Here is a 13,173-nt window from a genome sequence, read left to right as displayed (position 1 = left end):
GCCGGTACTTTTTTATACCGGCACAGCGATCAGGGCAATCGGCGGGGTGTTCAGAGAGGTCAGTCGAGGGTCAGATGCAGGTTGTCGATCAGGCGGGTCGTGCCTAGAAAGGCCGCCACCAGAATCACAATATCCCGATCCTCCGCCGTAGCGGCCCGCAGGTGCACGCCCTGGCGCACTTCGAGGTAATCCAGGCGCAACCCGGCAGCCTCGATCTGCTGCACCTGTTCGGCACGCAGCCTGGCGAAGTCGTGATCACCGCTTTTGATGGCTGCGGCAATCTGGCTGAGGCTGCGGTACAGCACCGGCGCGATCGCACGTTGTTCTTCGCTGAGAAAACCGTTGCGCGAGGACAGCGCCAGGCCATCATCGGCGCGTACGGTGGGCTCGCCGATAATCTGGATCGGCATGTTCAGGTCATGGACCATGGCACGAATCACGGCCAGTTGCTGGTAGTCCTTCTGGCCAAATACAGCCATGTCCGGCTGGACCATGTTGAACAATTTGCTGACCACGGTCGCCACGCCTTCGAAATGCCCGGGACGGCTGGCGCCGCACAAGCCTTCGGACAATTGCGGGACGCTGACGCGGGTCTGGCCGGTCATGCCGCCGGGGTACATCTCCTCGACGGTCGGCGCGAACAGCAGGTTGCAGCCGGCCTGCAGAAGCTTTTCCTGATCGGCGGCCAGGGTGCGAGGGTACTTGTCCAGGTCTTCGCCGGCGCCAAATTGCAGCGGGTTGACGAAAATACTCGCTACGACAAAGTCCGCCTGCTGCACAGCCTTGCTGACCAGGCTGGCATGGCCGCTGTGCAGGTTACCCATGGTGGGCACGAAGCCGATGCGTTTGCCGGCCTTGCGGGCGTGGGCGACGGCGGCTCTGAGTTCGCGTACGGTTTTTACGGTGTTCATGCAGAGAATCCGTGTTCGGCGCCTGGGAAGGTCACGCCTTTGACTTCGGCGACGTAAGCACTCAATGCCGCGTGGATGCTGTCCTGGCCGGTCATGAAGTTCTTCACGAACTTCGGCACGCGGCCGGTAATCGACAGGCCGAGCATGTCGTGCAGCACCAGCACCTGGCCGTCGGTGGCCGAGCCCGCGCCAATACCGATCACCGGCACTTTGACGGCCTGGGTGATTTCTGCTGCGAGTTCGCTGGGCACGCATTCGAGCAGGATCATCGCAACGCCCGCCTGCTCCAGGGCGATGGCATCGGCACGCATCTGGCGCGCCTGGGCTTCGTTGCGGCCTTGGACCTTGTAGCCGCCGAGGATGTTCACGGACTGTGGCGTCAGGCCCATATGTGCACAGACCGGCACGCCGCGCTCAGCCAGCAGGCGAATCGACTCGGCGAGCCACACGGCGCCCTCCACCTTGATCATGTGTGCACCGGCACGCATCAGTTTGCCGGCGTTCAGGAAGGTCTGTTCGACGGTGGCGTAGTCCATGAACGGCAGGTCGGCGATGATGAATGCGCCGTCGTTCCCGCGTTTGACGCTGGCGGTGTGGTAGGCCAGTTCATCGGTGGTGACGGGCAGGGTGCTGTCATTCCCTTGAAGGACCATGCCCAGGGAGTCGCCTACCAACAACACTTCAACCCCGGCCTGGCAACTGGCGTGGGCGAAGGTGGCGTCATAGCAGGTCAGCATGGTGATTTTTTCACCTTTGAGCTTGAGGCTCTGCAAGGTGGTCAGGGTAATGTCTGGCATGAAAAGGGTCCTCGTTCAGGCGCTTGGAAACAGCGAGTAACGCGCGTGAGTCTTCGTTTATACAGGCGCACTGTCTTGAGAGCAGTGCTTATAAGGCCTGGATTGCGCCCTTCATTGCCGGGTTGGCGGCAGCGGGACGCCTATAGTCGTGAGGAGGACACGGGAAGTCAATTGGATGTGTTACCGCATTGTTACGATGGCGGTGTTACCGCTGTTACTGACGCGATTCAGCAACGGGGAGCCGTTCCAGGCCGACAAACGGGCAGGCGTCAAGCAGGGCACTGAGGCGTTTGCCATCCGGCAATTGCAAGGCGGCAGGCGCCAGTTCGGCCAATGGATACAACACAAACGCACGCAGGTGCATCTGGTAATGGGGCACCTTCAGGCGCGGTTCGTCGATCAGGCGATCGCCAAACAGCAGAATGTCCAGGTCAAGGGTGCGAGGGCCCCAACGCTCCAGGCGCTCGCGGCCCTGGTCGTTTTCGATGGCTTGCAGCGCATCCAGCAGGTCAAGTGGCGCAAGGCGGCTGTCCAGGGCGGCAACCGCGTTGGTGTAGCGCGGTTGGCCCGGGAGCAGGGAGTCACTTTGGTAAAAGGCGGACACACCCGCGACGCAAGTGTCTGGCAATTGCGCCAGCGCTTGGATAGCGCTGCGCAATTGCTGGTCCGGGGCTGCCAGGTTGCTGCCCATGCCGATGTAGATGCGTTCCACGTTTATTCGCCCGCAGCGCCCGAGGCATCGGCCGCACTGCGTTTGCGCTTGGTGCCGCTGCGACGACGCTTCTTCGGCCCTGCGCCTTCGCCATCACCTTTGCTGCCGAGGTCGCGAATCATGTCGCGGCGTTGGCTGTCATTGGCATCCTGATAGTCGGTCCACCATTCGCCCAGGCCGTCGGTCTGCTCACCGGCGCTTTCGCGCAGCAGCAGGAAGTCGTAGCCGGCACGGAAGCGCGGGTTGTCCAGCAGCAGGTCGGCGCGCTTGCCGCTGCGGCGCGGCAGGCGTTCCTGCATGTCCCAGATCTCGCGGATCGGCATCGTGAAACGTTTCGGGATAGCGATGCGCTGGCACTGTTCGGCGATCAGCTCGTGAGCGGCTTCCTGCATGGCCGGGATCGGCGGCATGCCACGCTCCTGCAGACGCAGTACGCGCTTGGGCAGGGCCGGCCACAACAGGGCGGCAAACAGGAACGCCGGCGTGACCGGTTTGTTCTGCTTGATGCGCAGGTCGGTATTGATCAAGGCTTCGCTGATCAGCGTGTGGGTATAAGTCGGGTTGTACTCCAGTGCTTCGGCGCTGGCCGGGAACAGTGGGTCGAACAACTGCAGGTCGACCAGCATTTCGAAGGTGTCGGCGGCGTAGCCGGAGAGGAACAGCTTGAGCACTTCTTCGAACAGACGCGCGGACGGGATTTCCCGCAGCATTGGTGCCAGCTCGCGTATCGGTGCGGCGGTGTGCTTTTCGATGCCGAAGTTGAGCTTGGCGGCGAAGCGCACGGCCCGCAGCATGCGCACCGGGTCTTCCTGATAGCGCTGCGTCGGGTCGCCGATAAGGCGGATCAGGTTATTGCGAATGTCGTGTACGCCATTGGCGTAATCGAGGATGCGTTCGCTGACCGGATCGTAATAGAGGGCATTGATGGTGAAGTCGCGGCGCTGCGCGTCTTCTTCCAGGGTGCCGTAGACGTTGTCGCGCAGGATACGCCCGCTCTCGTTGCGGGAAGACTGATTGGTATCTTCCTCTTCATCGTTTTGCGGGTGGCCGGCACGGAAGGTCGCGACCTCGATGATTTCGCGACCAAAATGGATATGCACCAGCTTGAAGCGGCGACCGATGATTCGCGCATTGCGAAACTCGGCACGCACTTGCTCAGGCGTGGCACTGGTGGCGACGTCGAAATCCTTGGGCGTGATATTGAGCAGCATGTCGCGTACGCAACCGCCTACCAGATAGGCCTGGTAACCGGCGTTCTGCAACCGTTCGACGATATTCACCGCATAACGGCTGAATTGAGCGCGCTGCAACGAATGCTGGCTGCTGTTGAGCACTTCAGGCGTGCTGCGTTTGTGTTGCGTACGACGCAAGGGGGAACGGAATGACTGGAACAACTTCTTCAGCATGGGATGCACTGTTTGAAGGAATGTTCGGCCATAACGAAGAATGACCGCATGATGGGCGGGGATTCTAGCATTTAGTCAGGGGATGGTGTAGGAACAAGCTTCGGCGTTGCGCCATAAGCCTTAAATCGTCAAATCCCGGAAACTACAAGGGGAGCCGAAGCTCCCCCAGAAGTAGTTGCGTGCTCTATTTTTATTATTGATTTCGGGCTTCTTGTTTTTGTTGATCGCCCTCGCCATGAAGCTTCACCTTCATGACACTCCCAATCGAGAGTCAAGAGCAAACGGATTGCTTTGGTCGCTGTGTTGCTGATCTACGATCCAACCAGTTCAGGCTCTGCCTTAGGGCAGTTTTTGTTGTTCTCGGCCTGGTTGCGGGGCAAGCCCCAAATGCAACGCCTCTCCAAAAGAATCAGTTAGCTGCGCCTCCGCCGTGTTGTTTTTGTTATGCGTGAGTCGATTCGTCTTATTTTTATTGTCTTGTACAAAGCTTGTTATTGTTTTTGTACTAAGCATATAGCAGGGTGCGTGCCAACTTTTGCACCGGCCAGCAAAACCGGGGGGTTGAGGTGGTTTTGGGTTTTTGACGGGCGAAAAAAAGCCGGGGCTTCGTTACCGTAAGCCCCGGCTTTTGTTACGTGAAAAGTCAGCGGTAACAGTTTTTTCACATCAGTGGGTGTTACCTGAAGGGGCGCACCCTCAGCTTTCGCTGGCCACCCCGGTCTTGCGCCGCGGAATACCCAGTCGCTGGCGACGTTCCCACAGGCACTTACGGCTCACGCCCAGCTTGCGGGCCAACTCGGTCTCGGTCATGTGGTCCTGGTGCTCCAGAACGAAATGCTGGAAATAGTCTTCCAGTGACAAATCTTCCGTCGGCTCATGGCTGGTGTTGCTACCGCCGCCCTGTGTCGGGACCAGGCCGATGAAATCGTCATCCTCCAAGTCACTGAGTTCAATATCGATACCCAGCAGCTCGGCGGAAATTTCCGGGCTTTCCGACAGGATTACCGCACGCTCGACCGCATTCTCCAGCTCCCGCACGTTACCCGGCCATGAGTAATGCCGAATGGCTTGCTCGGCGTCGGGCGCGAACTTCAGGTCGGTGCGGTTGATGCGCGCACTCTGGCGCAGCAGGAATGCGTTGGCGATCTCATTCACGTCGGCGCCGCGCTCACGCAGGGCCGGCAATTTGAGCGCGATCACGTGCAGGCGGTAATACAAGTCTTCACGGAACTGACCGATCTTGGCCAGGCTCTTGAGGTCGCGGTGGGTGGCCGCGATCAGGCGTACGTCAACCTTCTGCGATTGCACCGAGCCTACACGGCGAATCTCACCTTCCTGCAGCACACGCAGCAGTCGCGCCTGGGCCTCCAGCGGCAACTCACCGATTTCATCAAGGAACAGCGTACCGCCGTCAGCCGCTTCCACCAGGCCCGCACGCCCAGCGCTGGCGCCGGTAAACGCGCCTTTCTCGTGGCCGAACAGTTCGGACTCGATCAGGGATTCGGGGATCGCCGCACAGTTCACCGAAATCATCGGCGCCTTGGCGCGTTTGGACAGGTTGTGCAGGGCGCGGGCCACCAGTTCTTTACCGGTGCCCGACTCGCCCTGGATCAATACATTGGAGTCGGTGGGCGCGACCTTACGGATCTTGCTGTACAGGTCCTGCATCGGCGGGCAGGAGCCAATGATGCCGATCTCGCCGTTGCTGTTGTCGACGCCCGGTTTATCGGCGCCGTTGGTGGCCTTGCCGGCGGGGCGCTGTTCGGCAGGCGCGCTGCTGGCTGACTGGCGGTCGCGCAGGATGCGGGCCACGGCCTGGAGCATTTCATCGTGGTCAAACGGCTTGGCGATGTAGTCCACCGCACCCATTTTCATGGAATCAACCGCCGAGCGCAGGCTGGCGTAGCTGGTCATGATCAGCACCGGAGTGCCCTGGCCAAGCTTGATCAGCTCGGTGCCCGGCGCGCCGGGCAGACGCAGGTCGCTGACAATCAGGTCGAACGTGGGGATGCTGAAACGCTCTTGTGCTTCCTGCACCGAGCCGGCTTCGCTGACCTGGTACTGATTACGTTCAAGCAGGCGACGCAAGGCAGAGCGGATAATGGTTTCGTCTTCGACGATCAAAATGTGCGGCATTGATTCAATTCTCTCGACGGTCTCAGTTCACAGCGGACGTCGCTTCGACATGACGCGGCAAGGTCACCCGAATACGGGTGCCGCGTTGGCTTTCGGTGTCAGCCGGGCTGTCGATGGTGATTTGTCCATAATGCTCTTCAACGATGGAATAGACCAGTGCAAGGCCCAGACCGGTACCTTCACCCGGGTCCTTGGTGGTGAAGAAGGGTTCGAACAATCGGTCCATGATGTTCTGTGGAATGCCGCTGCCTTCATCTTCGACGATCAAATCGACGGTATGTTCGAAAGCCTCGGTCTTGACGCGTACCGCACCACCGGCCGGGGTTGCGTCACGGGCGTTGGACAGCAGGTTGATCAGCACTTGGGCCAGGCGTTGTGAGTCGCCGTCGACCCAATGGTCGGGGTCGCACAAATTGAAGAACTGTACTTCGAAATTGCGCCGGTTCAAGGCGAGCAGCCCAATGGCATCCTGGGCCACTTCGGCCAGGCATACGGCCTCATCCAGATTCTGATGGCCGCCGGCATGGGCAAAGCTCATCAGCGACTGCACGATGCGCGAGACGCGCTTGGTCTGTTCGAGGATCTGCCCGCTGATTTCGATGATTTCGCCGTCTTCTTCACGCTCTTCCCGCAGGTTTTGCGCGAGGCAGGCGATACCGGTGATCGGGTTGCCGATTTCGTGGGCCACACCCGCCGCCAGGCGACCAATGCTGGCCAGGCGCTCGGAGTGCACCAGCTTGTCTTCGAGCATCTGGGTTTCAGTCAGGTCTTCGACCAGCAGCACCAGGCCGCTGTTACCGGGGGCCAACGGTTCATCGATAGCGGCTTTGTGCAGGTTGAGCCAGCGGGTCTGGCCGTCGAGGGCCAGGTGCTGTTTGTGCAAATGCTCGTCGGGCAGGTTGATAAAGCCCTGGAGCAGTTCTTTCCACGGATCGCCCAGGGTATTCAGGCGCGAGCCCACCACCCGTTGCGCGGCGATGCCGGTGAGTTCTTCCATGGCCTTGTTCCACATCAGGATCTCCTGATCCTTGGCCAGGGAACATACGCCCATCGGCAGTTCCTGCAGGGTCTGGCGGTGGTAGCGGCGCAGGGCGTCGAGTTCGGCCGCCAGGCCGGTGAGGCGTGAGTGGTAATCCTCCAGCCGGCTTTCGATGAAATGGATGTCCTCGGTGACGTAGTTTTCGCCGCCGGCCTTGTAGGGCAGGAAGGTTTCCACCATGTCCTGGGACACGCTGGGGCCCATCAGGCCGGACAGGTTGGCTTCGATGCGGTCGCGCAGGCGACGCAGCGCATACGGGCGGCGCTCGTCAAAGGGCAGGTACAGATCGCGCAGCGCCTGCTCGACTTCCTTCTGAGCCGCCTTGGCGCCGAGGGGCTTGGCCAGTTGCGTGGCGAATTCCTGGGGCGAGGCTGCGTGCAGTTCGCGGCGTTGCGGGCGACGCACGTTATCCACCGCGCACGCCTCGGCGGCGCTGGTCTCTTCCGGGCTGGCATTGGTGAACAGCGAGATCAGGGTGAACATCAGTACGTTGGCGGCCAGCGAGGCAATCGCCGCCATGTGCCAGCTGGTGTCGTCCAGCACGTAGATCATGTTCAGCAGCGGAATGTAGAAACCCTGCAGGTTGCCGACCAACGGCAGCAGCATGGTGACGATCCATACCAGGATCCCGGCCAGCAGCCCGGCGATAAACCCACGGCGGTTGGCGGTCGGCCAGTACAGCACCGACAGCACTCCCGGCAGGAACTGCAAGGTGGCGACAAACGCGACAATGCCCAGGTTGGCCAGGTCCTGCCCGGCGCCGAGCAACAGGTAGAACCCGTAGCCGGCCATGATTATCGCGACGATGAGTGCGCGGCGCGTCCATTTCAGCCAGCGGTAGATATTGCCTTCGGCGGGCGGCTGGTACAGCGGCAGCACCAGGTGATTGAGGGCCATGCCCGATAGAGCCAGCGTCGTGACGATAATCAGCCCGCTGGCAGCAGACAAACCGCCGACATACGCCAGCAGCGCCAACGCCGGGCTATTGGCGGCGATACCGATACCCAGGGTGAAATACTCGGGGTTGGTGGTGGCCCCCAGTTTCAGGCCGGCCCAGAGGATCAGCGGCACCGCAAGGCTCATCAACAGCAGGAACAGCGGCAAGCCCCAGCTGGCGCTGACCAGCGAGCGCGGGTTGAGGTTCTCGGTGAAGGTCATGTGGTACATGTGCGGCATTACGATCGCCGAGGCGAAGAACACCAGCAACAGCGTGCGCCATGGGCCTTCCTGCAACGGCGTGTGCAGGGCGGCGAGAGCGGTCTGGTTTTGCAACAGCCACAGCTCCAGCTGTTGCGGGCCGTCGAACACGCCATAGAGCGCGTAGAGGCCGACGCCGCCGATGGCGATCAGCTTGATCACCGATTCGAACGCAATCGCAAATACCAGCCCTTCATGCTTCTCGCGGGTGGCGATGTGACGTGAGCCGAAGAAAATCGTGAACAGGCTGATCAGCGCACAGAACGCCAGGGCGACCCGGTGTTGCACCGGCTCGCGGGTCAGGATGCTGATGGAGTCGGCTACCGCCTGGATCTGCAGGGCCAGCAAGGGCAGCACGCCGATCAGCATGAACACCGTGGTCAATGCCCCGGCCCACGTGCTGCGGAAGCGGAAGGCGAACAGGTCGGCCAGTGACGACAACTGATAGGTGCGAGTAATTTTCAGGATCGGGTACAGCAGCACCGGTGCCAGCAGGAATGCACCGGACACCCCCAGGTAGCTGGAGAGAAAGCCGTAGCCGTATTGATAGGCCAGGCCGACGGTGCCATAGAACGCCCAGGCGCTGGCGTACACGCCGAGGGACAAGGTGTAGGTCAACGGATGGCGAATGATCGCCCGCGGAATCATTCCGCGCTCACTGATCCAGGCGACGCCAAACAACGCGGCCAGGTAGGCGGCGCTGATCAGCAGCATCTGGGTGAGGCTAAAGCTCATCGGCATCTTTTTGGCTCTGCAGGATGAAGGTCACGACGATCAGGATCAGCCACAGCAGATAGGGGCGATACCAGGCGCCCGTGGCGTCGATCCACCAATCCATGATGGCGGGGGAAAACAGGTAGATCCCGACGACCAGCAGCAGGACCAATCGATAGATGTACATGTTGGCCTCTGATTAAAAAACTGCGGCGATGGTAACGGATGGCTGGCAGGCTGCAAGCGCCTTCAGCGTAATTGCGCTTCGGCCAGTGTCAGTGTGCGCGGGATCCTGCTGGCATCCCAGTGCACAATGCCCCAATCCAGCAACTCCCGTGGGCTGGCGTGAAGCAGTTCGTTGCCAGGCTGCTGGCCAAGGGCGCGCAGGGCTCTGAATAGCAGCGGCGTGGCCTGGTCGGGATGCAGCGGCGGGGAACGATAGGACTTGCCCAGCTTGTTACCGTCCGGTTGGACGATCAACGGTACGTGCAGATAGCGCGGCTGACGCAGGCCCAGCAACTCCTGCAGGTACAGCTGGCGTGGCGTGGAGTCGAGCAGGTCGGCGCCGCGCACGATATCGGTAACCCCTTGCCAGGCATCGTCGAGCACCACGGCCAGTTGGTAGGCGTAGAGGCCATCGCGGCGACGGATGACGAAGTCGCCCACATCACGGCCCAGGTGTTGTCGGAATTCTCCTTGTACGCGGTCAGTAAAGTGGTACTCCAGCTCGGGAACACGCAGGCGGATGGCGGCGTCCTGCTGGTCGTGACCGGCATTTCGGCACAGGCCTGGGTAAATCCCGTCGTAGGGCTCCAATTGTTTACGTGAACAGGTACAGGCGTAGGCCAGGCCGTGGTTGAACATATCGTTCAGTACCTTGACGTAGGCGTCATGCCGCTCGCTTTGTCGGACCAGTTCGCCATCCCACTCAAAGCCGTAGCTTTCCAGGGCATGCAGGATTGCCGCCTGGGCGCCGGGCTCTTCGCGGGGCGGGTCGAGGTCTTCCATGCGCATCAGCCAGCGGCCGTGATTGGCGCGGGCGTCGAGGTAGGAGGCGAGGGCGGCGACCAGGGAACCGAAGTGCAAATGGCCGCTGGGCGTGGGGGCGAAACGCCCGATATAGGTAGAGGCAGTCATGGGCCGGATATTACTGGAAAATCGGTAAATCCCAGAAACAAAAATGGGGCGTTTGCACGCCCCATTTATTCAGCTCGGCTGGATCACTTGCCGACCTGTTTTTCCTTGATTTCAGCCAAGGTCTTGCAGTCTACGCAGAGGTCCGCAGTAGGGCGGGCTTCCAGGCGACGGATACCGATCTCGACACCGCAGGATTCGCACCAGCCGTATTCTTCGTCTTCGATCAGTTGCAACGTCTTGTCGATTTTCTTGATCAGCTTGCGCTCGCGATCGCGGGCGCGCAGTTCGAGGGCGAACTCTTCTTCCTGGCTGGCACGGTCTGCCGGGTCCGGGAAGTTGGCCGCTTCATCCTTCATATGGTCAACCGTGCGGTCGACTTCCTGCATCAAGTCCTGCTTCCACTGCTTCAGGATTTTGGAGAAGTGCTCGCGCATGGGCTTGCCCATGTATTCCTCACCCTTCGATTCAACGTAGGGTTGGAAGCCGCTGATGCTCTGTTGCTTTGCTTGGGTGGACATGAATAGACCGCCTCTCACTCTTCTAATCCATTGCGCAGGATTGCAACGTCACCGACACCTGCCGGCCCTGCGGCTGCAAGCGGGCGAACTTACCAGATAGATTCAGGGTGCGCCACTCCCGGTTGTCGACGCCCGTCACGCAGGGGTTGCCAACTGCAGCAGCCCGCTGTGGCTGGGTATGCATCGTCTCGAATGTTGATTTTAGTCGTTTTGCAAGCGCTTGCCGGGTTCATCTTGGACGGCCAGGCAGGCAATAGAGCATGTTTTACCGCGACGGTTCGGTAGAATCCTGATTTTGTCCTCACCGTTAAGGAAGGCTAATGGCTCAGCCCTACAGTGCGCGCAGTCGCGCCATCGAACCTTTTCATGTCATGGCGTTACTGGCGCGAGCCAATGAGCTGCAAGCGGCCGGCCATGATGTGATCCACCTGGAGATCGGCGAGCCGGATTTCACCACGGCCGAGCCGATCATCCAGGCCGGCCAGGCGGCGCTGGCCAATGGCAAGACCCGCTATACCGCGGCCCGTGGCCTGCCGGAATTGCGTGAAGCCATCAGCGGTTTCTACCAGCAGCGCTACGGATTGAACGTCGATCCCGAGCGTATCCTGATCACTCCCGGGGGCTCCGGCGCACTGTTGTTGGCCAGCAGCCTGTTGGTGGACCCCGGCAAGCATTGGCTGCTGGCAGACCCGGGTTACCCGTGTAACCGGCACTTCCTGCGCCTGGTGGAAGGTGCCGCGCAACTGGTGCCGGTAGGCCCTGAAGTGCGTTATCAACTGACCGCTGACCTGGTGGCCAGACACTGGGATCAGGACAGCGTGGGCGCGTTGGTTGCCTCCCCGGCGAATCCCACCGGCACGATCCTCACGCGCGATGAATTAGCCGGGCTTTCCGACGCAATCAAGGCGCGTAACGGCCATCTGGTGGTGGATGAGATCTATCACGGCCTGACCTACGGCACTGACGCCGCCAGCGTGCTGGAGGTCGACGATGAGGCCTTCGTCCTGAATAGTTTTTCGAAGTATTTCGGCATGACCGGCTGGCGCCTGGGCTGGCTGGTGGCGCCGCCGGCTGCGGTCGGCGACCTGGAAAAACTGGCGCAAAATCTGTATATCAGCGCGCCCAGCATGGCCCAACATGCGGCGCTCGCCTGTTTTACCCCGCAGACCCTGAGCATTCTGGAGGAGCGCCGTGCCGAATTTGGCCGGCGTCGCGACTTCCTGCTGCCCGCCTTGCGCGAGTTGGGCTTCGGGATTGCCGTAGAACCGGAAGGCGCGTTCTATTTGTATGCCGATATCAGTGCGTTCGGCGCAGATGCCTTCGCGTTTTGTCGTCATTTCCTTGAAACCGAGCATGTCGCCTTTACCCCCGGTCTGGATTTTGGTCGCTATCAAGCGGGTCATCATGTGCGTTTTGCCTACACGCAAAACCTTGATCGGCTACAGGAGGCGGTGGAACGAATCCAGAGCGGCCTGCGGAGCTGGCAAGGCTGATGCGATTTCATCCTCCCCTCGAAGAAGGTCGGCTGATTCGCCGCTATAAGCGCTTTCTCACCGATATCGAAACCGTTACCGGCGAGTTGTTGACTATTCACTGCCCAAATACCGGTTCGATGCTCAATTGCATGGTGGAAGGCGGGCAGGTCTGGTTCAGTCGTTCCAATGACCCCAAGCGCAAGTTGCCCGGCACCTGGGAAATTGCCGAAACGCCCCAGGGCCGCTTGGCGTGCGTTAACACGGCACGCGCCAATCCGTTGGTCGAGGAGGCGTTGCGTGCTGGCGTGATCACCGAACTCAACGGTTTCACCGCGTTGAAGCGGGAAGTGCCTTACGGCCAGGAGAAAAGCCGCATCGACTTTCGCCTCGAATATCCCGACGGCGCGGCGTATGTGGAAGTCAAAAGTGTCACGCTGGGATTTGATGACAACAGGGTTGCCGCTTTCCCCGATGCGGTGACCCAGCGTGGCGCCAAGCATCTGCGGGAACTGGCACATCTGGCGCGTGAAGGTGTGCGGGCGGTGCAGTTGTATTGCGTCAACCTCTCGGGGATTGACGCGGTGCGCCCGGCGCTGGAAATCGATGCTGCCTACGGTGCGGCCTTGCGCGAGGCTAAAGCTGCCGGGGTGGAAGTGTTGGCGTATGGGGTGCGCGTGACGTCCGAGGAGATTTGCGTGGACCGTCGGTTAGAGGTGCTGCTCGACTAGAGATCCACCCACAGGCCCTGCGCGTCTTCGCGACCACGCAGGGCCTTGAGGCTTTTACCTGCGCATGGGCCGGCAATGCACTCGCCGCTTTCGATCAGGAACAGCGCGCCGTGGGTGGCGCATTGGATCAGGCTGGCGCTGTCGTCAAGGAACCGGTCGGGTTGCCACTCCAGTGGAATGCCGCGATGAGGGCAGCGGTTGATATAGAAGTAAGCGATGCCGTCCCGGCGTACCGCCAGCAGCGGCGTGCCATCCATCGTAAAACCTAGGCTGCTGTTGGGCGCGAGCATGTCCGAGGGGCAGAGAAACTTCATTTCAATCCTTAAGTGCCTTGACGTTCAAATGCAAACAATTATCAAATGCCGGCTTCGCCCGTTAGCTGACTGGGTGCTCAGTTCGATGT

12 protein-coding genes are annotated in these 13,173 nt (G+C 60.7%); 2 read left to right on the top strand and 10 right to left on the bottom strand.

What is annotated here, in order from left to right; translation table 11 throughout:
* Positions 1-59: 59 nt before the first annotated feature.
* The 9 genes from panC to dksA form a co-directional block, all read right to left on the bottom strand.
* Positions 60-911 carry a pantoate--beta-alanine ligase gene (panC, locus tag AC07OT_RS13540; RefSeq protein WP_027605378.1) on the bottom strand — a complete coding sequence of 284 codons (852 nt, stop codon included), beginning with the start codon at positions 909-911 and terminating at the stop codon, positions 60-62.
* Entirely contained in the window at positions 908-1,708 is an 801-nt protein-coding gene (gene panB / locus AC07OT_RS13535; protein WP_065925304.1) for a 3-methyl-2-oxobutanoate hydroxymethyltransferase, read from the bottom strand. The genes panC and panB overlap by 4 nt, the downstream gene beginning before the upstream one ends.
* A gap of 214 nt (positions 1,709-1,922) precedes the next feature.
* On the bottom strand, positions 1,923-2,420 hold the full coding sequence (gene folK, locus AC07OT_RS13530) for a 2-amino-4-hydroxy-6-hydroxymethyldihydropteridine diphosphokinase (protein WP_495108286.1): 498 nt from the start codon (positions 2,418-2,420) through the stop codon (positions 1,923-1,925).
* A 2-nt stretch (positions 2,421-2,422) separates the two neighbouring features.
* Positions 2,423-3,826 (bottom strand): polynucleotide adenylyltransferase PcnB, encoded by a 1,404-nt coding sequence (locus tag AC07OT_RS13525; protein ID WP_027605381.1) that lies wholly within the window; start codon positions 3,824-3,826, stop codon positions 2,423-2,425.
* Positions 3,827-4,522: 696 nt separating this feature from the next.
* Positions 4,523-5,962, bottom strand: coding sequence for a sigma-54-dependent transcriptional regulator (locus tag AC07OT_RS13520; RefSeq protein WP_495102460.1), 1,440 nt, complete (start codon positions 5,960-5,962; stop codon positions 4,523-4,525).
* Positions 5,963-5,984: 22 nt separating this feature from the next.
* Positions 5,985-8,939, bottom strand: coding sequence for a sensor histidine kinase (locus tag AC07OT_RS13515; RefSeq protein ID WP_027605383.1), 2,955 nt, complete (start codon positions 8,937-8,939; stop codon positions 5,985-5,987).
* A complete protein-coding gene (locus AC07OT_RS13510) occupies positions 8,923-9,099 on the bottom strand; it encodes a hypothetical protein (RefSeq protein WP_003176118.1) in 177 nt (58 codons plus the stop codon). Before AC07OT_RS13510 ends, AC07OT_RS13515 begins: the two co-directional genes overlap by 17 nt.
* A gap of 62 nt (positions 9,100-9,161) precedes the next feature.
* Positions 9,162-10,049 carry a tRNA glutamyl-Q(34) synthetase GluQRS gene (gene gluQRS, locus AC07OT_RS13505; RefSeq protein WP_495108285.1) on the bottom strand — a complete coding sequence of 296 codons (888 nt, stop codon included), beginning with the start codon at positions 10,047-10,049 and terminating at the stop codon, positions 9,162-9,164.
* Positions 10,050-10,132: 83 nt separating this feature from the next.
* Positions 10,133-10,567, bottom strand: a complete 435-nt coding sequence (gene dksA, locus AC07OT_RS13500) for an RNA polymerase-binding protein DksA (RefSeq protein WP_005791430.1) — start codon at positions 10,565-10,567, stop codon at positions 10,133-10,135.
* Between the two features lie 320 nt (positions 10,568-10,887).
* Here dksA and AC07OT_RS13495 point away from each other — a divergent pair, with 320 nt between their 5' ends.
* On the top strand, positions 10,888-12,060 hold the full coding sequence (locus AC07OT_RS13495) for a pyridoxal phosphate-dependent aminotransferase (protein WP_495108284.1): 1,173 nt from the start codon (positions 10,888-10,890) through the stop codon (positions 12,058-12,060).
* Positions 12,060-12,770, top strand: coding sequence for a DNA/RNA nuclease SfsA (gene sfsA, locus AC07OT_RS13490; protein WP_495108283.1), 711 nt, complete (start codon positions 12,060-12,062; stop codon positions 12,768-12,770). The genes AC07OT_RS13495 and sfsA overlap by 1 nt, the downstream gene beginning before the upstream one ends.
* Here the strand turns inward: sfsA and AC07OT_RS13485 are convergent.
* Positions 12,767-13,084, bottom strand: coding sequence for a Rieske (2Fe-2S) protein (locus AC07OT_RS13485; RefSeq protein ID WP_065925298.1), 318 nt, complete (start codon positions 13,082-13,084; stop codon positions 12,767-12,769). The genes sfsA and AC07OT_RS13485 overlap by 4 nt on opposite strands.
* Positions 13,085-13,173 lie beyond the last annotated feature (89 nt).

The sequence above is a fragment of the Pseudomonas sp. GW821-FHT09C10 genome, assembly GCF_059418085.1.
The sequence above is the reverse complement of the archived record's forward strand: the minus strand, read 5'-3'. Positions and strand labels throughout refer to the sequence as shown.